Raw genomic sequence first — 23,144 nt, forward strand, 5'->3', positions numbered from 1 at the left:
GTATCCCATTAGAACGTGGGGCGTTCTGAACTCGGTGAACAAAATCTAGTTGAGGAAATCACAAACAGACAGTAGCCGTTGAGCGGTTGTTCAATATTCGGTACAAATACCTGACGAGTTACGTGAACTCTCGATAAATGTCTTCAACAGTGGGAGTTTGAATTGTGGCGTCAGTGATTTTGATTTCATTTTTTTGGAGTTGACGTACGAGGTCTAGGTGGGAACTCTCCGAGTCGTGGTCAACTACGATCGTACTGCCCGTGTTTGACACATTTTCAACTATTTCCAAACTGTCTAATAAGTCGATTGCGTCGTCTGTCTGATCTTGGATCTTGAATGTCGTGTGGGTGAGTAATTCTCCCTTTTTTTGCAATCCAGCCATTGAACCCTCCGCAACGAGTGTCCCCTGTGAAATGATTCCAATCTCATCACAGAGTGTCTCAACTTGGCCGAGGATGTGACTTGAAAAGAGCGTTGTAGTCCCTCGGCTACGTTCTCGCATTACCACGTCTCGCACAAGTTGTGCTCCATCCGGGTCTAGTCCGGTAAATGGCTCATCCAAGATGAGAATTGGTGGGCGGCCGATGAGCGCCATTGCTAAGCCAAGTCGTTGTGTCATTCCCTTTGAATATGCTGTTGCAGTACGGTCTTGTGCACGTTCTAAGCCGACCTCTGAAAGGGCAGCTTCGGGATCAATTTCTTCTCCACGAAGACGTGAGATGTATTTAATGTGTTCTCGACCCGTTAAAGATGGATACGGTGTGAAGTTCTCGGGGAGAACACCAACCTTAGAACGCACTGAAACAGGTTCTACTTGGGGATCATGCCCCGCAAGACACATCGTACCATCAGTTGGGTGAATCAAACCCAACAACATTCCAATTGTTGTAGATTTCCCAGAACCATTCGGTCCAAGGAATCCAAAAACTGTACCACTTTCGATCGAGAGGTTCAGACCGTCAACTGCACGAATATCTCCGTAATTCTTCACCAGGTTCGTTGTGGATATTATTTCAGTCATTATTGATTAAAGTCGGTGTTGTTGAATGTGTAATAGCCAAGAACGAAGACAAAAGTTGAGAAAAAAACTAGTACAGCCCCACTCATAAGTGGGTGGAGATAAACCGGGACTGGTTGTGACTCAAAAGCGTTCTCAAGTAGAACTACATCAAGTGCTGTAACTTGTGGTGTAAGTTGATAAATTACAAATATTGACAAACTATCCGTATTTGGAAGCCCTAGTGTCCAATTTGTGAGCGTATAGTACGCGTTCGTAGGGAGGAGACGAGTTAAAAATGCTGAGACTGTTAAAGGAGCACTCGAGTGTACCGAGCTAACAGCGAAGCTAGTACCAGAGCTAACTTCTTCGACACCATAAATCGATTTCAATAGAATTGGGAGTAGATTATCATAAAAAAGGAACATCCCTCCACCAAGTATAAAAGCAAGGCCAGAGGGTGCAAGAGCATTTTTAAACGTTGCAGAAAGTCCGACCATCGCGAGCATGAGTGTACCAACATAGAGTACACTCGCAAGCCAAAATCCAACTGTTGGAAGTAGTGGGGGCGCATTTGCGCCCACTACGCCATGCAAGTAGCCGAGGAACACTCCTGCGGAAAGTGGCACAATCAAACCACTTGCGCGGCCCACAACCTTCCCGAGGAGCAGTCCTATTCGAGAGACTGGCTGGATTGCTGTGTATTTGAGGTAACCCTCCCCACGTGCTCCTCCAACAGTTTTTGCTCCCAAGATAATACAAGCAATTGGGGTGATTATTCCAATGCCGCGTTGAAATGACGCAATATATCGAAGGTTCCCCAGATGTTGTATAGCTGTTTGACTTGTTATGACATTCAATAGCCCATCAAGTACGATTGGGATTAGGAGAATCCAAACAAATCGACTCTTGACAGTGGTTCTAAACTCGCGTCTTGCTATTGGTTGCCAGTTTCCGGGCATACTTGTAGGACCTGCATCATGATTACATGTCGTATGGAATAACTGTTCTGGTAGCAGTGAGACCTCTTCTTAGTAATGGTTTCTATGGTTCAATAAACACATATCTAATAGATTTGCACGTTGACTAGTATAATGCCTCAAATCTATTTTGTTGGATGTTTATGGATAGTAAACACTTCCCGCCGAATTTATAATATTTCAGACTATTAACATTACTACCCGTGCAAATGTACGCTGTGTCGTGCGTATGTAATATTGTGTCTCCTTGAGAGTTTGGTACAAAATAGGCCCTGTGGATCACTAGACAGCGTCGGTTTCGGCGTTAGAACTTGGAAGGTAAAGCGGAAAGTCAGCGATGTGTATGTCGAAAATTACTCGCTTTACAAACAAAGCGGTCACGTTGTTAAAAACGCTGCCGCGAAGGGGGAACAATCCCTACTCATTGATTATATCTAACTTATTAATATATTTTAGAGAAGGTATGGCGAGTGTTGATGCCTCTATTGATGCCACTTTTTCGACCGCGAGAACTAGCAAACGGTACTATTGCACGAATTACACGTTCAGACACCCAAAGCGACGGCTCTCGTCAATGCTCAAACGCGAGCTGTTCTAGACGTTCATTGTACGGCCGGAAGACCATGACACACAACTCGACTAGGTTACCTGCATTGCAGCAGACTCGCCGCTGACAAAGGCTACGGATGGATTCGATTGCGTGAAAACTACAAAAAGAAGGAATGAAACCGTGATTAAACATCGCACCTTCCAGCCCATTGACCAGCATGTTATGCGCGTGGGCGATTGAGTCTCGATATTCAATGATCGATGTGAGATCGTCTTCACGTTGTACGATCAAGCGAACGCACGGTAGCGCCGAACGTAGTACTAGAAATTTCGCACACTCGTCTTAAAATGTGTTCATAACCTCAAACGTGCCGGAACATAGTCGAATCCACAGTATAGCGATGACCAGATCCCAAAAGGAATATATCTAATATAAGAATAAACCAATATTTGATTTATTTTATAAGGGGCTGATTTTGAGATGCAGAAATTTTCCAGAGTATGAAAAATACACATAGGCCAATATTTTCGCGTGGGGGGACATTATTCCACCAATTAATGTTAACTATCTGCCACCATGCTGTATAATCGCGACATGGTATCAGAAAAGCCTAATCACTCGCAGAGCCGACGACGATTTATTAAAACCGCAGGTGCAGCCACTGCTGCCGCCACATTTGCGGTACCTAGTATCGTTAGTGCAGACAAAAGTAGTAATGCTTCCTTCGATCCTTCAGATAAGGATGCTGTCGCCGAATACATCGAGTGGGTAGATACCCAAGATAATACGATTGAACAGATCAATAAACTAAGCGACGAACAGGTAGACGCTATTGGGGATGTAATGACCAATATCTCGTGGTCTCATGAGGATGTCAAAACTAAACCGGCAGACAAATTTACTATTCAAGGATACGAAGGTGAAGACTACGTAGACAAAGTTGTTGGAAGCGTTCAGAATACGACGACTGAATACATCCTCAAGCATCGAATTGATTGGCAATATAATAATGGTGAAGATTACAAGGAGATAAGTTCAACTATTACTGCGGATCCACACGGTGCTCTCGCAGAATATGTCAATGGTTCAAAGGAGGTTGATGATCGGGTGAGAAAAGACTCGTACTTCATCAACCGTGCGAAGGCGAAGTTTAGACTCGTCGGGGTTGGTCGTACCGTTACTGCAGAACTTGATTGCAAAGGGAATGTCTACGGAGACGGAGAGACAGTCAAATCTAAGGCACCACTATAGGTAACTAGTGGGAATTACAGTGTTACGATACATTTCTTTGTGAGTCCCTGCTAAACAATATTAAATTCAATTTTAAGTATACAGAGTTCAGTAAATAACACATATCTATTCCTAAATTATATGTGAAATTTAATTGCAATATTACTAACATCATTGAATTCAAGCCGTTCAATCTAATAGTCAATTGCTGTCAAGTTCCCAACCAGCGTTCGACCGTCCAGCGATTAATGCAGTTGTTGGAAGATATCGCATTGCACAAATTGTATGAAAAATTTGCGGACGCTCGCATAATACTCACCGCAGATTATAGACCCGACCGACGAGGATTTTGAGGGAGTCATAGCACTTTCGATGCAATTTCACTCGACGTAATCAAGCCGATCACTCACCCCTAATTGAGAGAGTGAAGTCTGATATCTATGCTATCAACGAGATACATAGCGTATAACAGATTGTGTTCCTCCAAGAGTTGATGAGACACAGCAGTCGGTTAGGTACCATGACGTCCAACAACTCGACGCTAAGACCCAACTTGGCATGGTGTTTATTGCACTATACAATCAAGGTTACTCGTCATTGATTTTGACAGCGGTCTCATCGTCCGCAGCCCACCTCGGCGTTGCCTCAATCGGGTTATGATAGTCATTATATAGTTGACGTACTCACTAAAACTGCTTGACGAGAGCGTTCGACACCGAGAAAGCAATAATTCGTTGTCCCTGTTGAAATCCTCAACCGGGGATCGGTTTCAGAGGACGTGCTGCATACAGGGCGTGAATTCCGTAGGGGAGTATTCAGCGAAATCAGAGTCAGTAGTAATTAGAACTCAACTGCGAATTATCATAGCACAAGTTACACAACCGATGTGAAGGCTGAAACCAGAATTTAGTCGGTGAACAGTACGTTTCCACGGAGTTCCGTTCTTTGCGAGACTGAATTTCGCAGTTTGCACTATGGACCTCGTTGGACTCTCAAAGTTGACTCATGCGAACCGTGCCGTAATCACCATACAGGATATCCGTAAGCTGGAAGAGCACTCTACAGGGTACCGGACCGCGAGTGATGCAGTCTCAATTGGATAGAACTCCGAGCAGATACCGTATCGACTGAGATGTGACCAATCAATAGATTGTTAGGTGTCACTTCACTGCGTGGAGTACTTGATATACACCTAATAGGAATACTACTAAACCGGATCATAGTGAGTGAGGAAGGGGCGCTGAAAACCGTTGCCGGGCTGCTCGAAGACGAGACAGCACGAGCTCTCCTCACGGGACGAGTCAGGAACCCGTGTCAATGAGCACAATATGAGAGAATTCCCAAAACCAGTGACTCGTCGATGGCCCGTCAACAGTAAACAATTATACTCACGAGTAACCCTACTGAACACATACACTCGACGGGGTCTGCCATCCGGACGCAGTCATCGGCGGAGTCGGTCGTGGAGAATACATGAAAGAGGTCATTCAAGAAGTCACACCGAGCGAACTGTGCGACGTCGTCGAACCCGGCGAGGTGACACTCGTTCTCGGGGCACCCAGCGTCGGGAAATCACATCACGTGCGGCGGGTTGGCCCATCGGTCGAACGGCTTGCGGCGGCGAGCGCCGTCGAAGACGACGAACTCGTGATTATCGACGATTTCGTCGCGGCGACGTGTGGCCGAAGTGACGAAGCGTACTCGGCCGACGGAGAGCAGTCCAACGTGAACGCCCTGTTCGCTCGCCCCGGCGGTGCAGTCCTCGTAACACGGCCACGGAGCCTCGACTGGCTGTGCCGAAGCGATTTCCCCGTGTCCAGTGACATCGTCGAGCGGGTCGATTCTGTACTCGTTGTTCGGACGCCGCCAGCAGAGAGTAGCGATGCGATTGACGAGATCCGCGAGCGAACCAGCCATCGAAGTGTCAGTGGTCTGAGTGACGAGGCGCGTTTGTCGCTCGTCGAACGCATCACCTATCCTAACTACGAGTTCGAGGACGAGCGACTCCAAGAACAGGTCGGAACTATCGAGGAGACCGTCACACCCGCGGCCTTCCTCTCGCTCTCGCAGTACGGGTCCGAAACGGTGCTCGTCGAACCGGCTGTCAGGGCGGTGGTCGGCGACTGTGACACCACGGTCGAGCCACTCGGTGAAGCGACACTCGAACGAATCTCGTCGCTCCATCCACGTGTCGGAAGCGTCGGTCGTGCGCCAGCCGCACTGTCGCCAGCGGTCGCCACCGCACTCGCTCTCGTTGTGAGTTCGCTCGCAGACGACGACACGGCGTGGTTCGAGCCGCTCGTTCGCCATCGACCGCTGGCGGGGGCGGCCGAGGCGCTCGAAATCGCCTTCGGTCTCCCACCGGGAACGATCGATCACCTTCGGGTGTTCGCGTCCGAGTCGGTGCGGACGCAGATCGGTCAGCAACTGGCGGCCCACACCGAGACCGAGACGGCTATCGCCGATGCGGGCGCCGCCTTCGCGGAGGTTCGGGCTGGCATGCGAGCAATCGGGTCGTCACTGGACGAGGTCGCAACGGGACCCGACGAGTACGCTTCCTCTCTCCTCGTCGGTGCCTGGCATTGGGAGGGACCAGAGGCGTTACACGCGGCTGCAGCGAAGCGGGAGTTTCCGAACACGGGCGACGGTCCCGAAAGGGACGACGGACTGGCGGAGGGCGACATCGACAGGGTCGTCGATGCGCTCGATGGCGGAGTCGTCGTCATCTCGGGACCGAAAGCGAGCGGAAAGCGACGGCTCGCGGCGAACGTCGCCACGGAGCTCACGACGTGGGGGGCGACAGTCAGGCTCTCCGACCTCAACCGGCTCGACTACATCAGCACGGGCATCGACGCCACGCCGGACGCGGTCGTGGTCGCAACCTATGGTGCCGGGCCAGCACGAGTCACGAGCGAGACAGGGATTCGAACGCTGGTCGAGTGGGTCGCTGACGGCACCTGTTCGGGTGCACTACTCATCTGTGACGACGAGTTCCGCGAGCAGTTCGACGCCGTCGCCGACCGGACCGGCTGTGCCGACGTCGCCCCTTGGCGTAACCGAACCGAATTCGAACTGGGCGACACTGAGGCCGCACCTGAACGGTCGTCCCAAGCGGTCGCCGACGACCTCCTTTCGGCGATGGACTGGCCAGACACCCAACGCCCGTCCCGTCTGACGCTCGACGTGGATCGAATCACGGACCAGAGTACACTGGCGGCAATCGCTGGCATCCCCGACAAGGACCTCGACGCGGCGTTTGTGGGCCGAGTGCTCGCCGATGCCATCGCTGTCGTCGCGCGGACTGCGCGGCCGAGTGCCGCAAAACAGTGGCTGGCGCTGTTCGACGACCTCGTCGGGGACGTCGGGCTGAATCGAAGCGACACCGACGGTGCTATCAGCTACCGAGGAGCGGTCTACGGCACTGCCATGGCAGTAGTGGCAAGCGAGAATCCCACGACTGACGAGTGGGTCGAGGCAATTACTGACTGTGCGGTCGCCCTCACGAACGAGACTGCGACGCCGCACGGACGCGACTCCGTCGGCGGCGACCGCGAACCGTTCGTGAGTGCATTTGCGAACGCTCTGGCACGGCTCGCGTGGCCAACTGACGGGACCGGACCGAATCACGGCGCACTCGCGTGTGTCGATCAGGTCCTCCACAGAACGGTCGATTCGGGGGCGATCTCCGAGGAACCGGGACTGACGCTCCTCTGTCGCGTCTACGGTGCGGCGGCCGAGCGACTCATCGAGACCGTTGCGGACACCACGGTGGCCGACGACGCGCTCGCGCCAGTCGCCGCACTCGTCCAACAGGCGGCCGCAACCAACGAGGAAGGATTCGCGGCGTTCGTCATCGGAAACAGTTTCGCGTCCACAATCGGAGCCGTCGCTGGCGCGGCGTGTTCACTCGCCGACCTCTCGACGTGGGTAGACGTGCTTGGCTCCCAGGTCAGAGACTCGGTCGCGTTCATGCAGCGTCAGGATAATCGAGCGGAGTTGCTCCGGCACGCCTACACTGGCGCACTCGGCTTCTGGGTATTCGAACACGAGTGTCCCGACGACCGGATCGAGCCTTGGCTGGTGGCTGTCGGTGAGAACCTCTGCCGAACTGCGACGACCGCTGACCTCGACGACCCCGTGGCGTTCGTCGTCGAAGTCTACGGGCAGGCCGTCCGGCGCATCGTCGCAGACCGCAAGTTCGACCGTGCGGAGCGACTGTTCGGTGCGTGCGACCGACTCGTCAACACTGTCGCGTCGTCGGACCTCGATGCCGAGGAGTGGACGGTTCGTGCTGACCTCCACGCGGCAGGCCTCGCGGCGTTTGCCAGCGTCGAGCAGAACACTGACGGCGTCAACGACGGTCCCTACGAAATCGGCGCGCTTCCGTTTTCGGACTCGCCACGATTCGAGGACTGGGTCGAACTGTACGACGAGTCCGTAACCCGGAACGCGGCCACCGAGACGGCCCGTCGAGAGCGATTCCTGACGGCGGTCTACCGCGAGGCGCTGTCAACCCGCGTGCGCGGACTCGACGACGGTTCGTCGGCCACGGGGTCACGACGGCGGGAACGCGATTCGGCGTCCGGAATCTCGCCACGGCGGGAGCGTGTCTGGTTCGAAGCGCTCACCGACCGCATCGAGACGGTGGCAACCACGGGAGACTTGGTCACTGACCCAATCTCGTTCTTAGATGGCGTCTTTGGCGATGCCGCAGTGAACTGGGCGGCCGACGGGGAGGCGAGCGTCTCCCGGGAGTGGGTCACCTCGCTTGTCAGGACCTTCCGTGAATGCCGCTGGGAGATCGACGGGTCGACGAAGATGGAGTGGTTCGACGCCTTCGCGGAGGTTGACGCGGCGGTCCTCCTAGCAGTAGTGACGCGGGGCGATATCGGCAACCGGTCGCACGACCGTCTGGTGCAGGCGGTGCTCTCGCAGGTCGAAAGTAGCGCGACGGCGGCGGATAACCCACCACACCCCGTGAACTACGTCAGTTCCGTCTGGGGAACCGCACTCGCGCTCACTGTCGAGGCCGAACCGGCCGAAGTCAGGTTCGGCGTTACAGAAGTCCTCGCCGCGGCCGAAGAGCGGGCCGACTTCGAGTGGGTCGGCATCGAGCGGGCCGGTATCTTCGAACGGCTCTATGCCCGAGCACTCGCTGTTGTCGGTCGCACCAACAGCGGCCATACGAACGTAGAGACGTGGCTGGAGGTCGTCACAGAACGAATCGAGGCGACTGCAACGCGAGCGGTGCCCGGGGACCCGGCCGAATTCGTCGCGTCCGTGTATACTCGCGCCTACGTCGATACGGTCGAAGCGGTCGAGGACGACGCGACGGCGTGGCGGCAACGCCTCGACGATGAACTCCGCGCGTTCGCCGCTGGCGCGAGCGTCGATGACCCTGCAGAGTTCTTGGAGGAAGTGTACGCCGACATCGTCGTAGAAGGAGTGAGAAGTAGCGAACCGTTCGAACAGGTCGAAGCCTACGTCACCGCTGTCTGTGCGTCCATCGAAACCGCGGCCGACGCTGGCATCGTTCGGGGCGACGGCACGCTCGAGCGGACGTTCAAACGGTCGGTAAACGAACTCTCGACCGCCAATCCACGTGCGAGCGCGGACTACGCCGTTCGACTCGACCACGGGCTTCGGGAAGTCGTGGGCGACGACCTCGCCGCGGCCGCCTTCGAATCCGACGAAACAGTCGACTAGACCGCCTCCACGAACGCTGGGGGCTTCGACACACAGTCTCGAATCGTCCACCAGCGAACGACTCACCCACTCATGGCAACCTACTACGTCATCTCCAGCCCGGACCGCGATGCCGACAGTCCCCACAGTTCCGAGTGGCCGAAAGAACTCAGGCTCTCCTTCGAGGACGAAGCGGTCAACCTGTTTCAGGGCAAGGGCCACGGTCTCGGTGGTGCCTGCTACGACTTCGAGACGTTCCGGGTCGCGGAGTGGGCCGAATTCATCGAGACCTGTGCCGGCGAGTGGCTTCTCGCGGAACTCTCCAGCCACGAGTCACTGACTGCAGTCGAGGAAAGAGACTTCGTCCGGTTGCTGAACAAACACACGGCGCTCGAAACGGAAGAACACTGACGACACGGCTGGCAGGTTACGTTCCGGGGGCATCGTCCCTTCCGGGCCAGACCGTCGGTATAACTCGTCTATCTTCGTAGGTCGAACGGTCGGCACTGAATTTCTCGACCAGATCGGCGGCCGACGAGTCACCGGCTTCGATTGCAGTGACCTCCGCGGATGTCAATCGTACGGAGACGTCGCGCTCTATGGGACCGCCGAGTAAGAACGTGAGAATGACCTCCCCGTCGCAGGCCAGCAAGACGTAGGAGTATCGTTTCCGGTCGAGGACTCGCATTGGTCGGTCGAGGGGCGGCACGGGATAAACAGTTCCGAGAGAAGCGAAGTCTTTTGGGCTCGCTATGTACTTGTTTCGGCATGTCTTTCCGCCAAGTCGATGGGACAGCACGCGACGGTGCGCGATGAGAGACGAGCCGATAGTGCAGTGGTGGACCCGCCTCGGCTCCGAGCGTGAACGGTTCGTAACGGATGCCGTACCGACCGGTGACGATGGACTGTACGCAGTCGGATGGTACGACGTGGGAGACCGCACTGGCGACAGATTCGGTGGCTTCCTGCAGCGACTCAGTCCACGTGGAACCGTTGACTGGGAGTTCTACTGGGACCGGACGCGGCGACCGAGAGCCGTCACGGCGGCCCCAGATGGTCCAATCGTCGCTGGGAAGAGCCTGTCGGCTAACACACAAAAGTCCGAGGAAGAGCCGCCGGCTTGGCTGGCGTCCGTGACGGGAGCTGGGGTCCGTCGTTGGGAACGAGAGTACCCGTTCGGCTCCGGAGACAGCTTCGAGACGGTGGATACGACCCCGGGCGGCGTCGTCGCCGGCGGCCAAACAGGCGGCTACTCCCGACGGTCGCCGGGGTCCTGGGAGCGAGTCTACGGAACCAGAGAGTGGCTCCTCGCCGCCGACGCCGACGACGGTACCGAGCACTGGCGTGAACGGTACGCCGGCAACGACTGTAAGTCGCTCGTCGCCGACGAAAGGGGCGGACTCAGATACGTCGGCGGCTCGTCTGTTACTTGGATTTCATCTGACGGGACCAAAGAACACAGCGAGTACTACTACGCCGATACCGGGAGTTTCGACACGCTCGACAGCATTGCGCCCCACGAGCAAGACATAGACACCAACGACGCTATGGACAGTGACCAACCCCATGTTGGTGCAAGCGTCATCGCCGGGAAGGCCTGGGAAGGTTCAGATGCGAACGACGCCAGACTGCTCGTCATCGATTCCGACGGCGAAATCCTGCTCGACCGAGCCACCGGATTCGCGGCGACCAGCAATTTCGGTCGTGACGCAATCGCACTTGACGACGGATTCTTGCTTTCGGGAACTGCACTCTGCGGTGACGGCTCTCTCCCGTGGCTCGCCTGGTTCGATGCCGACGGGGCACTCACGGACTATCGGTTCGTCGTCCGCGCTCCTGATTCGGCACCTGAACTCGTCGCTTCTGTCCCCAGTGGTCCCGCAGGATACCCCATAGCAAGCCACCACGCCGACGTTGACCGCCTCGTTCCAACACGAAACGGGCTGTTCGTCGTGTACAACGAACGCGACCGCTCGAAAAGCCCGGAACACAGACAATGCTGGGTCGGCTTTCTCACCTAGTTGCCGGTGGGACGGGCAGAATCGAGTGGTGTTCAGCACCAAATACCGCGAGTGCTGAAACCGCGGACGGTCGTTAGTTGCCGACGCGGTTGTACAGTTCGATGGCGTCCACCACGTCGTCGTTGAGGTCCATGTCGGTCTCTAATTCGACGTGGGCCGTCTCGGCCATCATATCGACGATACGCTGGCGTTTTGCCGACGTATCGAACTTGTTCATGAGCGGTTCGCCGACGCTGACCTCCAGCGACCAGTACTGGCCGGGGTAGGCAGTCCGCATGTTGTACGGCGAGTCGTGGTAGGCGAGTCGGACGGCGTACGCGGAGAGCGTCGAGTCGATATCGGCGTACGCCGCGGGCACGTGTTTGTCCTCCAGCGTGATTTCGACGATGTCGCGCTGTGGGTGCCCGTATCCGGGTCTCGGGCGCTGTTCGTTGTTGTACGCACCGGCGGCCATCGTCTTGCCGAAGTTCGCCGGGCCGAGCCACCAGACGACGGCCCCGTCGAGGTGATACGGTACCGGACTGGTGTTTTTGAACAGCAACACCTGGTACCAGAACCAGTCGCTCCCGTGAATCTCGGCGCTCGCCTCCATAGGCGCGTTTGCGGTGAAGCGGTCTCCTCCCAGTGGCTCACCCGTAGCCGGATGCGTGTTGTTCTGGAGCGTGTCGAGGAGCGCGCTGTCGTAGTTGTTCAGATAGTCGAAGTCGTCCGACCACGTGGGGTCGTTTTGCGCCTGGAAGTATACCCGGTCGCGCTCTTTGACCTCCGCATCCTTTTCGTTTCGAGCGTCGGTGGGCCACTGGTCCTGATAGAAGAGAGCAGGGTCGTTGCTGGCCGGAATCGGACCGGCGGTTTCGTCCCACGCGGCGGACCGGCCGGCACCTTGGAAGGTCGGGTCTTCGGTCTTGTCGGGCAAGAGCATCAAACGCGGGAGCAGTTGGGCGACGGCGTGGTCCGGCAGTCCCTCGGCACGGAACTGCTTGGCCCAGTCGAGCGCCTGCGTCCCGAGTGCGCCGAAAGTCAGCGACCCGTCGGAGACGTTGTTTCGAATCGCGTCGAGGTCAACGTCGAACTCGGCCGCCTTTTCGGCGTCGGTCCAGTTGACGGTGCTCGAACCGCCACCGCCGACACCGCCCCCGGAGTCGTTGCTCCCGGGCATGAAGTCGAGGAAGATGTCCGGGATATACCGCTCTTGGTAGTTCGGGAAGAACTCCGCAATCGTCGTTTCGGGCGTGAGTTCTCCGGGAGAGCCACCAGCCGATTCGACGGTGATTGTCGTCTCGGCGGTCGCGGTAGTGCCGTCGGCGGTCGTCACGGTCAGCGTAACCGTATACGACCCGGTGCTGTCGAAGCGTACCGAGGTCTCGACGCCGGTGACGGGGTCTCTGCCGCCGACGACCCACTCGTAGGTAGCGATGTCGCCGGTCGATTTCGAGGCGTCGAGCGTCACGGTCTCGCCGACGGAGACGGTCGCGGCGCTCGTCTCGATAACTGCTTCGGGCGTCGTGCCGCCGCCAGCCTCGCCGATCTGTTTCCATGGACTGCCGCTCGATACGCTCGGTTCTGTGCCTTTCGTCCACCACTTCGCCTCCCAGATGTAGCCGTCGTAGACGACGCGGTCGCCGCCCGTGTAGGTGGCGTCGGGGTCCCATTGAGGTGGTGATTCCGCTCCGGATACCGCGACACTCACACCGGCGGCCGATGTGAGGAGTGCAGATGCAGTGCGCAGGTAGTCGCGTCGGTTTTGTTTCATCGTTATCTCCGGAATCGCCCGGTATTGGTCGTCGTGCGGGCTGATTCCATCACGTACCAACGCCGGATTAGTATAAACTATTATGAAATAACGTATTTAAACCCATACCAAAAATGTTACTACACAATTATTTTTAATCGTTCCATCGGGTGGTTTGTGGCCGTGATAAACGAGTTGAGAGGCCGCCGAGCCGATGTCAATCCGCTCAATTTCCACAGACGAGGTACTTCGGTATGACGTGTATTCAGCATCCAGAGTATCGGGCCACGGCAATTCAGCTAGTGGTTCTGAATTAGTTATTTCGAGCAGAATCGAACTGCCGCAGACCGTAGTTCCGTGCGGGAATCTCGTCGAACGACGACGTTCGGTGTGCAATCCGCCCGTCGTCGAGGAGCGAAAACGAATCGCCGACGGCGACGGCGAAATCCGGATAGTGTGTCGAGACGACGACCGAGATACCCTCGTTCGTGAGTTCGCGGAGTAACTCTACGAGCGCGCGGGTGCCGTCGCCGTCGAGACCCGCGGTCGGTTCGTCGAGAATGATGGTAGACGGCTTCATCGCAAGGACGCCGGCCAGCGCGACGCGCTTTTTCTCGCCGCCGCTCAGGCGACTACAGAGGCGGTCTTCGTAGCCGTCGAGACCGACGCGAGAGAGCGCCCATTCGACGGCCTCGGTCGAATCGATACCGAGGTTCGTCGGTCCGAAGGCGACGTCCTGTCCGACGGTCGGTGCGACGAGTTGGTCGTCGGGGTCCTGAAACACGAATCCGACCGTCTGGCGAAGGACCGCGATGCTATCGGCGTCGTACTGAATCGTCTCGCCATCGACCACGACGCGGCCGTCGTCGGGTTCTAACAACCCGTTGAACTGCTTGAGAAGCGTCGATTTTCCGGCACCGTTGCGTCCGAGCAAGACAGTAACGTCGCCCGATTCGGCACGGAAATCGACGCCCCGGAGTACGGGTCTGTCGTCGTAGCCGAACCGAAGGCCGTCAGTACGAATCACGGGAGACCCCCGAATTGAGCGGTGACGGCCGAAAGATTTCCAAATCGTGCGAACAACAGAACGGCGAGCGAGCAGAGCGCATAGGCGTGGCCGCGACTGTCGTAGTCCCGAACGGGAAAAGCGCCGTCGTAGCACCGCGAGCGCATGGATACATCGAGTTGCTCTGCGCGGTCGATTGAACTCAACAGTAACGACGCGGCGACGTGCTTCGTCGTTCGAAATGTCGCACGTCGGGAGGAGAAGCCGCCGCGTAGCTTCGCGGCGGTGTACAGCCGAATCGACTCGTCTACGAGCACCTGAATCCCGCGGTAGACCAACAGCAGTAACTCGACGATCGAGTCGGGAAGACCCAGTGCCCGCAACGCCGACACGAGTTGCGGAACCGTCGTCGTGAGCGCCAGAAACGAGAGCACCGACAGCGACGCTATCGACCGGAGTCCGGTTTTCACCGCGAGCTGAACGCCCGCCTCAGAGACATCGAAAATCCAGTACTGGAAAGCGGACGTGGGTCCCGGCGTGACGAGCGCGACGAGCGCGAGACTGGGAACCAGAAACCAAATCGGATACCGAAGGAAGGTGACGTAGGACCGACCGACGGCGTGAAACGTCAGTGTCGAGAACACGATGATTGCGGTCACATACGACGAAATCCGGCCGCTCGTCGCAGTCAAAAACAGCGAGAGGAGGACAAAGTACACCGTTAGCGGACCGTCAACGAGCGGGGTTGCATCGGCTTGAACGCGCTCAAGCGTCTGTTGCATGTGTCCCGGCTCGGAGACGTTCGACGTAGTACGTCAGGACGAACGCCGCGACACCGCCTTGGAGGGCGAAAAACGCCAGTTCGCCGTGGCTTCCCGGTGGTTCCCAGACGGCACTCGCCCACGGACTGTAGTTCGGTGCTTTGGTTTCGATGGTTGCGACCGCCTGCTCGTCCGTCGCACCCAATCCTGAGACGACCATCGTACTGAGAATGACGGCAAAGACGACGACAACGCCCACTGCGAGCGGTCGTTTCATGCCGTCACCCCCAGTCGCTCCTTCGTGACCGACCCGACGCGGACGAGATAGCCGACCATCGCCGCCGCGATGAGTCCCTCGAAAATCCCGATTGGGAGTTGCGTGACGGCGAACACCGCGGCGAAGTCGGCCGCAGACGAGAGGGCACCGGCGTCACTGGGGAACGCCAACCCGAGTTGAATCGACGTTGTGAGATACGTCACCCAGTCGGTGAGAACGGCGGCGACGAACGTCGCCTGTTCGAGCGAGAGACGCGTCCGAACGAGTCGGTAGGCGGCCCACCCGACGAACGGGCCGACGATTCCCATCGCCGTGACGTTCGCACCGAGCGTCGTCAATCCGCCGTGGGCGAGGAGCAACGACTGGTAGAGGAGGACGATAGTCGCGGCGAAGGCGGTCACCGCCGGGCCGAACAGGACGACCATGACGCCGGTCCCAGTCGGATGGGAACTACTCCCGACCACCGACGGAAGTTTGAGGGCCGAGAGGACGAACACGAACGCCGTCCCGACCGCGATGAGGGCTTTCGTTCTCGTGTCTGTCTTGACAGCCGTGAGGGTTCGCTTCGCGCCGTAGGCGACGACCGGGAGGGCAACCACGGTCCAGAAAATCGCCCAAAACGGCGGCAAGAACCCTTCCATGATGTGCATGAGTGATGTCGCTCCGTGTTCATAGGACGAAAACGAACCCATAAATCAATTATGATTGCCTTACAGCAAGTGAGGTTTAATAATCTCGTCAGCGATGTTGCGAAAACTCGATTGGAGTACTACAAGCATAATTGTTTTCAGAACCCGGTAGAATGATTGACTCGAATGCCACGCGTAACGCTCCCTCACGACGCCAAAGCAGGACCCACCAAAACGGAGGTGAGAGCCGTCACGCTCGAAAAGCTCGATTTGCGTCCGACGGACCACTTCGTCGATGTTGGGTCGTGTACCGGCTCAGTGAGCATCGAAGCGGCACAGCGAGTCAGTCGAGTGACAGCTGTCGAACGAAAGAAAAAGCGACTGGACGTGACCCGCAAGAATCTCGCGGCGAACGACTACGGCGCAGACGTGACGCTCCGCGAAGCCGAAGCTCCCGAAGGTCTCCCCGAAGACGCGGACGCGATGTTCGTCGGCGGAAGCCGGAACTTCGAAGCCGTGCTCGACCACGCCGTCGAGACCGACGTGGACCGTATCGTCATGAACGTCTCACGGGTCGAACCGACCGGTGCGGCCATCGAAGCCTTCCGCGAGCGCGACCTCCTCGACGAGGTCGTCCAGATGCAGGTGAGCCACGGCTACGAACTCGCCGGCGCGACGAGTTTCCGGTCGAACAACCCGGTTTACATCATCGTCGGCCGACGCGACGCCGGAGGGCTGGACTGATGACCGTCTACGGTGTCGGACTTGGTCCCGGCGACGCCGACCTCGTGACCGTCAAAGGCAAGCGAATCCTCGAATCGGTCGATATCGTCTACTCGCCGGGACGTCTCTCGCGGACGGTCGCACTGAATCACGTCCCCGAAGACCGAATCGGCGACCTCGACTTCCCGATGACGCGCGACCCGGACGAACTCCGACGCGCGTGGAAGGAGGCCGCCGCCGAAGTAGCGACGCGCGCTCACGACGGCGACATCGCGTTCGTGACGCTCGGCGACCCGAACGTCTACTCCACGTTCGGACATCTCCGCCGGACGCTCGACGCGTTCCACCCCAACGTGGACCTCGAAGTCGTGCCCGGTGTGAGCGCGATGACCGCGTTCGCAACCGCGCTGGGCGTCGAAATCGAGTCGGGAACCGGACTCGCACTCCGCGAAGCCGCTAAGGGAGCGGTCCCGACCGGTCCCGACCGGATGATTCTGTTCAAGGTCACCGATGCCCCCGCGACCTACGAGGGACTAACTGACGCCGGATACGACGTGAAATTCGGTCGCCGGCTCTTCATGGAACAGGGCGAGACACTCGTCACGACCGACCCAGAAGAACTCGAAGAGCGCGATTACTACACGCTGGCCTACGCCGAGCGGGAAGGTATCGAACGCGACGTTGCGACCGCGAAGTTCGACGGCGTGGACTCGGAGGGGTCGGCGTGACGGTCGACGGAGACGCAGACACCGGCTTCACCGACGAGGAGGGGATTCCCTTCGTCGGTGCTGGACCGGGGGACCCGGAACTCCTCACCGTCGCCGGGCGGCGACTCGTCGAGAAAGCGGACCTCGTCGTTCACGCCGGGTCGCTCGTCAACAGCGAACTCTTAGACGAGTACTGCGACCACGCCGAACAGGTCAACAGCGTCGGCAAGGACCTCGAAGAGCTGATTCCGCTGATGGCCGACGCCTACGAGTCCGGCGAGACGGTCGTCCGACTCCACAGCGGCGACCCGGCGATATACGGGGCCGCACTCGAACAGATGGACGCACTGGCGAAGGAAGGGGTTCCGACCTACCTCGTTCCGGGCGTCACCTCCGCGTTCGCCGCGAGCGCGACGCTCCGAACGCAGTTGACGCTGAACGAAGTCGCCAACCACGTCGTCTTCACCCGACCGCAGGGTCGGACGCTCACGGCCGAAGAAGACCACATCAGCGACTTCGTCGGCTTCGGCGACACCACGGTCTGTATCTACCTCGGCACCCACGCCGTCGCGGAGACGATGGACCGTCTCCTCGGCGAGGGTCACGACCCCGACACGTCGGTCGCGGTCGTCTATCACGCCTCGTGGCCGGACGAGGACGTTATCGAAGGCACCATCGAAACCATCGGCGAGAAGGTCGAAGACGCGGGCTACCGTGCCTCGGCACTCGTCATGATTGGCGACGCTGTCACTGGCTCGGACTACGAGCGGTCGTTCCTCTACGGCGACTGGGCCCGCGGCGGCGACGCGCCGAACGACGACCCCGACCCCGATTCTGAAACACAGGAGCGTGATGTACAATGAGTGATTCTGATTCCGGAAGTGGACACTGTGAAACACCAGACAGCGACGGAGAGGTCGCACGCGAGATTGGCATCGTCAGTTTCGAGCGAAAGCTGGAGACGGCCGAGAAAATCAAACGTGACCTCGCCGACGACTACGACCGCATCGACATCCTGACCTACCATGGCGACGTGTTCGCCGAGCACTGGGGCGAATACGACTGTTTCGTCGGCCTCATGGCGAGCGGCATCGCCATGCGAAAGACCGCTGGCCTCCTCGACGACAAGTGGGACGACCCCGCGGTCGTCGTCGTGGACGAAGAATTGACGTGGGCGATTCCGCTCACCGGCGGGCACCACGGCGCGAATCAGGTCGCCTACGACCTCTCGAAGCTCGGTGCCGTCCCAGCGATGACGACCGCCTCCGAGGCGGCCGGAAAACAGGGCGTCGAGAGCAAGGCGAAGGCACTCGATACGCACGTCGTCAACGGCGATTCGACCGTTGCGACGAACCTCGCCGTCCTCAACGACGAACTCGGGCCGGTCGCTCGACTCGACGGCCCGAAAGCCGTCCTCGTCGACGACGACGTGACCGTCCTCAAGCGAAACGGCGACGACGGCGTCGTCCTCGGGACCGGAAGTGTCTCCGGCGCGAAAAAAGAACAGTTCCTGACCGCGTGGGAACGCGCTCTCGACGACGCCGACTGCGACTGGGACGACGTTGACTTCGTCGCAACCGGCACGCGAAAGGCTGACGAACCCGGCATGCTCGACGCCGCCCAAGAAATCGGCTCGGGTGTCGTCTACTTCGAGAAAGAGACGCTGACCGAGTTCGAAGGCCCGACGCCGTCGCGGTCGAAGGAACTCATCGGCTGGCCGGGCATCGCCGAAGCGAGCGCGATTGCTGGCGGCCGTGACCACGAACTGGTCGTGGAAAAACAGCGCTACGACGACGCGGTGACCGTGGCGGTGGGACGATGAGCGAAGGCGCAGAGACGACGACAGACAGCCCCGAGGAAGCCCCCGACGATTACGGCACCCTCTACGTCGTCGGCATCGGTCCCGGTCTCCCGGCGCACATGACCCAACGCGCCAAGGAAGTCATCCAGACAGCAGACTGCGTGGTCGCGTCGAACCTCTATCAGGAGTTCCTCCGCGACGACGACACACTCCCGCCAGAAGACAGCGACGACGGTCCGGAGGTCGTCCGGTCGTCGATGGGTCAGCAGGTCGAACTGACCCGCGAGGCCTTCGAGCGAGTTCGCGCGGGAGAAGACGTGGCGCACGTCTCCGGCGGCGACCCGAACGTCTACGGCAAGTCCGACCTCGTGTTCACGATGGCCGACGCCGACGACGCGACGGACGTGCCAATCGAAATCGTCCCCGGCGTGACCGCGGCCCTCGGCGGCGCGGCGATGATGGGCGCGCCGCTGTCGAACGACTTCTGTACCATCTCGTTGTCCGACAAGTGGCGCGGGTGGGACGAAATCGAGGAGAAACTGCGCGCGGCCGCCATCAGCAACTTCGTCATCGTCCTGTACAACTGCTGGCGAAACTACACCCGCGCCATCGACATCGTCCGTGAGGAACGCGCCGACGACGTTCCGGTCGGTATCTTCAACGACGCCGGCCGGGGCGAAGCCGGGCGGAATCTGGACGACGAAGCCTTCTCGATTACGACCCTCGGCGACGCGAAATCCCACGACGAAGACGTCGGCGGGATGGGCACGTCGATTCTCATCGGCACCCACGAGACAGAACCGTGGAGCAACGACTACGAAACGTACCTCGTCACGCCCCGCGGCGGGCGCGACGTTGACGACTTCTAACCATGAGCGACAGCAACACAGCATCCGAATCGAAGTGCGGCGGAACGACGACGGAATCGAAGACGACCGACTCGGCCGAGGCGTCGGCCTCGAAGTGCGGCGGCAAGTCGGCTGAGAAATCGACGGACTCGTCCGAATCCTCGTCTTCAAAGTGTGGCGGGTCCTCGGAATCGACGGACTCCACGTCGAGTTCGAGTTCCAAATGCGGCGGGTCGAAAAAGAAACAGACCGACGAGAAGGTCGAAGCGACAATCGACGACTTCGACGGCGAACCCGGCCAACTCGTCGCGGTCGGTCTCGGTCCCGGCCGTGCGAGTGAGATGACGACGCTGGCGAAAGAGACGCTCCGAGACGCAGAACACATCGTCGGCTACACCACCTACATCGAACTCCTCCCCGACGACATCGTCGAAGGCGCGGAGGACATCTACTCGACGCCGATGTGCGGCGAAGTCTCCCGAACGGAAGAAGCAATCGACCGAACGCTCGCCGGCAACGACGTGGCAATCGTCGGGAGCGGCGACCCGAACGTCTACGCGCTGGCCGGTCTCGCACTCGAAATCCTCGAATCGAAGGGCGCGACCGCGAGCATGGTCGATTTCGACGTTGTCGCCGGCGTCCCCGCCGCACAGTCCTGTGCGGCCCGGCTGGGTGCGCCGCTCGTGAACGACACGGTTACCATCAGCCTCTCTGACCACCTGACCTCGATGCCGACCATCGAGTCGCGTCTGCACTCGGCCGCGAAAGAGGGCTTCACCATCGTCATCTACAACCCGTGGAGTCGCAAGCGGCGGTCGAACTACGAGAAGTGTTGCGAGATTCTGCTCGAACACCGCGACCCCGAGACGCCGGTCGGAATCGTCCACGGCGCGGGCCGCGACGACGAGGAAGTCGAAATCGTCGAACTGCAAGACCTCCCCGAACTCGGCGAGACCGACCTCGTGGACATGACGACGACGCTACTCGTCGGCAACGAGGAGACGTACGTCTGGGACGACCGGATGGTGACGCCCCGCGGCTACGAGCAGAAATACGAGTACTGAGATGTTCGAAATCGAAATCGACCGAACGGCCTGCGACGGCATCTTCGCGTGTCTCACCCGCGATAGCCGATTCGTCGAAGACGACGCGGGACTCGCCACAATCGACGTGGACGCAGAGGGCGTAGTCGAAGTCGTCCGCGACGACGAGCGAAACAGCGTCGTTGCGACCGTCGAAGGCGACATCGAAGACGCGACCCTCGCGGCGCGAGCGTGCCCACCAGACGCGATTACCGTCCGGGAGGTGGACGCGTGAGCACTCCCGACCTCGGGCCTGCTGACGACCTCCTGAAGAGTACGCCCGAGACGGCCTATCTGTGGGGCCACGTCGCCGGAAGCGACGACATCGAATCCGACGTGGCGACGGTCCACACGAGCGACGAAACCTGTGCCGACCGAATCGCAACAATCGCGGGCGGCGGCGATATCGACCAGCAGGTGACAGAACGCCCTTACGCGCACAACACCTCAGTCACCCGGACGAAAGACGAGTACCTCGTGACAATCGAAGGCGACGTGGTCGCAAGCGCGACCGGCGCGTTCGGTCTCCCAGTCGGCGACGACGCCGGTGGCTACCGATTCGACGTGTTCGACGACTCCCGGAAGCAACTCCTTCGGGGCCTGCTCGAAAGTTGCGGGACGGTCTGTTTCAAATCCGCCAGCGGGACAGTCGGTATCTCGTTCGTCCACGACGACCGGGCGTTGCTGGAGCGAATCGACCGCCTACTCGACACCTGTCCAGTAGACGCGCCGACCGGCGACGTTCAAGAGACCTCCTCGGGCGGCTACTGGTTCGGCATCGACGACGCCGCCGCGGCCCCGTTCGGGCGGTGGGTCTACGACGGAAGCGACGAGACCCACCTGTTCGCGCCGACGCGGCGTCGAAAACTGACCCGAAGCCTCGAACAGGTAGAACACTGATGCACACCGAGCAGACATCACTCGACGACGACGCGGTACTCCTCGTGGGACACGGGTCCCGCAGAGAGAAATCGAACGAACAGGTTCGGACGCTCGCCTCCAAACTCGAACGCCACCTTTCGCTCCCCGTTGACGCGGCGTACATCGAACTCGCCGAACCGTCGATAGCGGATGCCATCGAGACGCTGGCACCGACCTGTCGGAGTCTGACCGTCGTTCCGTTGTCGCTTTTCGCCGCCAGCCACGTCAAAAACGACGTGCCGATGGCGGTCCAAGTCGCCCGAACGAAACACGACGACATGACGTTCCACTTCGGGTCGCACCTCGGCATCCATCCGTCGATTGTTGACCTGCTCGACGAACGCGTTCGCGGTGTCGAAGCCGACCTCGGTGTCGAACGAGGCGACGACGACGTTGCGGTCGTGCTCTGTGCGCGCGGGTCGAGCGACCCGGATTCGAACGGCGACGTGCACAAACTCGCGCGCCTGTTGTACGAGGGCCGCGAGTTCACGCGCGTCGAATCGACGTTCATCGGCGTGACCTCGCCCCGCCTCGAAGAGACGCTTCACACCGTCGCAAAAGACCGTCCCGACGCGGTCGTCGTCCTCCCGTACATGCTCGGCGACGGCGTGTTGACCCAGCGAATCATCGACAAGACGGAGACCTTCGGTGGCGAGTACCCGTACGTCACTGCCGGCGCGTCCGGGCCGCTCGGCACCGACGACCGACTCGTTGACGTGCTCGCGGACCGCTGTCGGGAAGCGCGCTCCGGAAGCGTCGAAATGTCGTGTGACACCTGCAAGTACAAAGTCGAACTGTCGGGCTACGAAGACGACCACGGCGGGGCGCGTGCGATGCTTCGCTCGCTGGTCCATCAGGCCGAACACGCCGACCGAAGCGACGTCGGCGACGACCCGCACGTCCACGACGCACCCGGCAAGCACGTCGCCGTCTGTACGAACCAGACGTGCGCCGCGAGCGGCGCGGCGACGGTTCTCGAACAACTCAGACAACAGGCGCGGAAGTCGGACGACTGCGACGTCCACGTCTCGCGTAGTTCCTGTCTCGGGCAGTGTGGCGACGGGCCAATCGTCGCCGTCTACCCGGATAGCATCTGGTACGGCGGCGTGACGCCCGACGACACGGAACGCATCGTTTCGTCCCATCTCGAACGGGACCGCATCGTCTCCGACCTCGTACACCAATCACTCTAAC

The 23,144-nt window shown here is 59.1% G+C and carries 21 protein-coding genes; 13 read left to right on the forward strand and 8 right to left on the reverse strand.

The window, feature by feature from the left end:
* Positions 1 to 118: 118 nt before the first annotated feature.
* Together C440_RS06035 and C440_RS17050 are read right to left on the reverse strand one after the other, a co-directional pair.
* Complete coding sequence (locus C440_RS06035) at positions 119 to 1,021, reverse strand: ABC transporter ATP-binding protein (protein WP_049915421.1); 903 nt, start codon at positions 1,019 to 1,021, stop codon at positions 119 to 121.
* Positions 1,021 to 1,959 (reverse strand): ABC transporter permease, encoded by a 939-nt coding sequence (locus C440_RS17050; protein WP_008319293.1) that lies wholly within the window; start codon positions 1,957 to 1,959, stop codon positions 1,021 to 1,023. The genes C440_RS06035 and C440_RS17050 overlap by 1 nt, the downstream gene beginning before the upstream one ends.
* A 1,162-nt stretch (positions 1,960 to 3,121) precedes the next feature.
* On the opposite strand from C440_RS17050, the gene C440_RS06040 reads away from it, so the two are divergent.
* From C440_RS06040 to C440_RS06050, 3 genes are all read left to right on the forward strand, one after another.
* A complete protein-coding gene (locus tag C440_RS06040; protein WP_161605917.1) occupies positions 3,122 to 3,778 on the forward strand; it encodes a twin-arginine translocation signal domain-containing protein in 657 nt (218 codons plus the stop codon).
* Positions 3,779 to 5,230: 1,452 nt separating this feature from the next.
* Positions 5,231 to 9,463: a hypothetical protein gene (locus tag C440_RS06045; protein WP_008319297.1), complete on the forward strand. Its 4,233-nt coding sequence runs from the start codon at positions 5,231 to 5,233 to the stop codon at positions 9,461 to 9,463.
* Positions 9,464 to 9,535: 72 nt separating this feature from the next.
* Positions 9,536 to 9,853, forward strand: coding sequence for a hypothetical protein (locus C440_RS06050; RefSeq protein WP_008319300.1), 318 nt, complete (start codon positions 9,536 to 9,538; stop codon positions 9,851 to 9,853).
* Positions 9,854 to 9,869: 16 nt separating this feature from the next.
* On the opposite strand, the gene C440_RS06055 is transcribed toward C440_RS06050, so the two are convergent.
* Positions 9,870 to 10,130, reverse strand: a complete 261-nt coding sequence (locus C440_RS06055; protein ID WP_008319302.1) for a hypothetical protein — start codon at positions 10,128 to 10,130, stop codon at positions 9,870 to 9,872.
* Positions 10,131 to 10,254: 124 nt separating this feature from the next.
* On the opposite strand from C440_RS06055, the gene C440_RS06060 reads away from it, so the two are divergent.
* A complete protein-coding gene (locus C440_RS06060) occupies positions 10,255 to 11,463 on the forward strand; it encodes a hypothetical protein (RefSeq protein ID WP_049915423.1) in 1,209 nt (402 codons plus the stop codon).
* A gap of 73 nt (positions 11,464 to 11,536) precedes the next feature.
* Here C440_RS06060 and C440_RS06065 read toward each other — a convergent pair whose 3' ends face one another.
* From C440_RS06065 to C440_RS06085, 5 genes are all read right to left on the reverse strand, one after another.
* Complete coding sequence (locus tag C440_RS06065) at positions 11,537 to 13,216, reverse strand: PKD domain-containing protein (protein ID WP_008319306.1); 1,680 nt, start codon at positions 13,214 to 13,216, stop codon at positions 11,537 to 11,539.
* Positions 13,217 to 13,508: 292 nt separating this feature from the next.
* A complete protein-coding gene (locus C440_RS06070) occupies positions 13,509 to 14,222 on the reverse strand; it encodes an energy-coupling factor ABC transporter ATP-binding protein (RefSeq protein ID WP_008319308.1) in 714 nt (237 codons plus the stop codon).
* Positions 14,219 to 14,983, reverse strand: coding sequence for a cobalt ECF transporter T component CbiQ (gene cbiQ, locus C440_RS06075; RefSeq protein ID WP_008319310.1), 765 nt, complete (start codon positions 14,981 to 14,983; stop codon positions 14,219 to 14,221). Before cbiQ ends, C440_RS06070 begins: the two co-directional genes overlap by 4 nt.
* Positions 14,967 to 15,239 carry an energy-coupling factor ABC transporter substrate-binding protein gene (locus C440_RS06080; RefSeq protein WP_008319312.1) on the reverse strand — a complete coding sequence of 91 codons (273 nt, stop codon included), beginning with the start codon at positions 15,237 to 15,239 and terminating at the stop codon, positions 14,967 to 14,969. The genes cbiQ and C440_RS06080 overlap by 17 nt, the downstream gene beginning before the upstream one ends.
* Positions 15,236 to 15,889, reverse strand: a complete 654-nt coding sequence (locus C440_RS06085; RefSeq protein ID WP_049915425.1) for an energy-coupling factor ABC transporter permease — start codon at positions 15,887 to 15,889, stop codon at positions 15,236 to 15,238. Before C440_RS06085 ends, C440_RS06080 begins: the two co-directional genes overlap by 4 nt.
* A 165-nt stretch (positions 15,890 to 16,054) precedes the next feature.
* On the opposite strand from C440_RS06085, the gene cbiT reads away from it, so the two are divergent.
* From cbiT to C440_RS06130, 9 genes are read left to right on the forward strand one after another with little or no spacing between them, the layout of a single operon-like run.
* On the forward strand, positions 16,055 to 16,612 hold the full coding sequence (cbiT, locus tag C440_RS06090; RefSeq protein ID WP_049915428.1) for a precorrin-6Y C5,15-methyltransferase (decarboxylating) subunit CbiT: 558 nt from the start codon (positions 16,055 to 16,057) through the stop codon (positions 16,610 to 16,612).
* The gene (locus C440_RS06095; RefSeq protein WP_008319319.1) at positions 16,612 to 17,319 is read left to right on the forward strand and encodes a cobalt-factor II C(20)-methyltransferase; all 708 of its coding nucleotides are present in this window, start codon (positions 16,612 to 16,614) and stop codon (positions 17,317 to 17,319) included. Before cbiT ends, C440_RS06095 begins: the two co-directional genes overlap by 1 nt.
* Positions 17,316 to 18,161, forward strand: coding sequence for a cobalt-precorrin-4/precorrin-4 C(11)-methyltransferase (locus C440_RS06100; RefSeq protein WP_008319321.1), 846 nt, complete (start codon positions 17,316 to 17,318; stop codon positions 18,159 to 18,161). The genes C440_RS06095 and C440_RS06100 overlap by 4 nt, the downstream gene beginning before the upstream one ends.
* Positions 18,158 to 19,120 (forward strand): cobalt-precorrin 5A hydrolase, encoded by a 963-nt coding sequence (cbiG, locus tag C440_RS06105; RefSeq protein ID WP_008319323.1) that lies wholly within the window; start codon positions 18,158 to 18,160, stop codon positions 19,118 to 19,120. The genes C440_RS06100 and cbiG overlap by 4 nt, the downstream gene beginning before the upstream one ends.
* Positions 19,117 to 19,968, forward strand: coding sequence for a precorrin-3B C(17)-methyltransferase (locus C440_RS06110; RefSeq protein ID WP_008319324.1), 852 nt, complete (start codon positions 19,117 to 19,119; stop codon positions 19,966 to 19,968). The genes cbiG and C440_RS06110 overlap by 4 nt, the downstream gene beginning before the upstream one ends.
* A gap of 2 nt (positions 19,969 to 19,970) precedes the next feature.
* Entirely contained in the window at positions 19,971 to 21,011 is a 1,041-nt protein-coding gene (gene cobJ / locus C440_RS06115; protein ID WP_008319325.1) for a precorrin-3B C(17)-methyltransferase, read from the forward strand.
* 1 nt (position 21,012) lies between these two features.
* Positions 21,013 to 21,264: a ferredoxin gene (locus C440_RS06120; protein ID WP_008319328.1), complete on the forward strand. Its 252-nt coding sequence runs from the start codon at positions 21,013 to 21,015 to the stop codon at positions 21,262 to 21,264.
* Entirely contained in the window at positions 21,261 to 21,929 is a 669-nt protein-coding gene (locus C440_RS06125) for a hypothetical protein (RefSeq protein WP_008319329.1), read from the forward strand. The genes C440_RS06120 and C440_RS06125 overlap by 4 nt, the downstream gene beginning before the upstream one ends.
* On the forward strand, positions 21,929 to 23,143 hold the full coding sequence (locus C440_RS06130) for a CbiX/SirB N-terminal domain-containing protein (protein ID WP_008319331.1): 1,215 nt from the start codon (positions 21,929 to 21,931) through the stop codon (positions 23,141 to 23,143). The genes C440_RS06125 and C440_RS06130 overlap by 1 nt, the downstream gene beginning before the upstream one ends.
* Position 23,144: the final 1 nt, after the last annotated feature.

It is taken from the genome of Haloferax mucosum ATCC BAA-1512 (assembly GCF_000337815.1).
Classification (GTDB): Archaea; Halobacteriota; Halobacteria; order Halobacteriales; family Haloferacaceae; genus Haloferax; species Haloferax mucosum.

Excerpts from the sequence above, each read along its gene's own strand:
- C440_RS06035 (WP_049915421.1), bottom strand. The coding sequence starts at position 1,021 with ATGACTGAAATAATATCCACAACGAACCTGGTGAAGAATTACGGAGAT.
- C440_RS17050 (WP_008319293.1), bottom strand. The coding sequence starts at position 1,959 with ATGCCCGGAAACTGGCAACCAATAGCAAGACGCGAGTTTAGAACCACT.
- C440_RS06040 (WP_161605917.1), top strand. The coding sequence starts at position 3,122 with ATGGTATCAGAAAAGCCTAATCACTCGCAGAGCCGACGACGATTTATT.
- C440_RS06045 (WP_008319297.1), top strand. The coding sequence starts at position 5,231 with ATGAAAGAGGTCATTCAAGAAGTCACACCGAGCGAACTGTGCGACGTC.
- C440_RS06050 (WP_008319300.1), top strand. The coding sequence starts at position 9,536 with ATGGCAACCTACTACGTCATCTCCAGCCCGGACCGCGATGCCGACAGT.
- C440_RS06055 (WP_008319302.1), bottom strand. The coding sequence starts at position 10,130 with ATGCGAGTCCTCGACCGGAAACGATACTCCTACGTCTTGCTGGCCTGC.
- C440_RS06060 (WP_049915423.1), top strand. The coding sequence starts at position 10,255 with ATGAGAGACGAGCCGATAGTGCAGTGGTGGACCCGCCTCGGCTCCGAG.
- C440_RS06065 (WP_008319306.1), bottom strand. The coding sequence starts at position 13,216 with ATGAAACAAAACCGACGCGACTACCTGCGCACTGCATCTGCACTCCTC.
- cbiQ (WP_008319310.1), bottom strand. The coding sequence starts at position 14,983 with ATGCAACAGACGCTTGAGCGCGTTCAAGCCGATGCAACCCCGCTCGTT.
- C440_RS06080 (WP_008319312.1), bottom strand. The coding sequence starts at position 15,239 with ATGAAACGACCGCTCGCAGTGGGCGTTGTCGTCGTCTTTGCCGTCATT.
- C440_RS06085 (WP_049915425.1), bottom strand. The coding sequence starts at position 15,889 with ATGCACATCATGGAAGGGTTCTTGCCGCCGTTTTGGGCGATTTTCTGG.
- cbiT (WP_049915428.1), top strand. The coding sequence starts at position 16,055 with ATGCCACGCGTAACGCTCCCTCACGACGCCAAAGCAGGACCCACCAAA.
- C440_RS06095 (WP_008319319.1), top strand. The coding sequence starts at position 16,612 with ATGACCGTCTACGGTGTCGGACTTGGTCCCGGCGACGCCGACCTCGTG.
- cbiG (WP_008319323.1), top strand. The coding sequence starts at position 18,158 with ATGAGTGATTCTGATTCCGGAAGTGGACACTGTGAAACACCAGACAGC.
- C440_RS06110 (WP_008319324.1), top strand. The coding sequence starts at position 19,117 with ATGAGCGAAGGCGCAGAGACGACGACAGACAGCCCCGAGGAAGCCCCC.
- cobJ (WP_008319325.1), top strand. The coding sequence starts at position 19,971 with ATGAGCGACAGCAACACAGCATCCGAATCGAAGTGCGGCGGAACGACG.
- C440_RS06120 (WP_008319328.1), top strand. The coding sequence starts at position 21,013 with ATGTTCGAAATCGAAATCGACCGAACGGCCTGCGACGGCATCTTCGCG.
- C440_RS06130 (WP_008319331.1), top strand. The coding sequence starts at position 21,929 with ATGCACACCGAGCAGACATCACTCGACGACGACGCGGTACTCCTCGTG.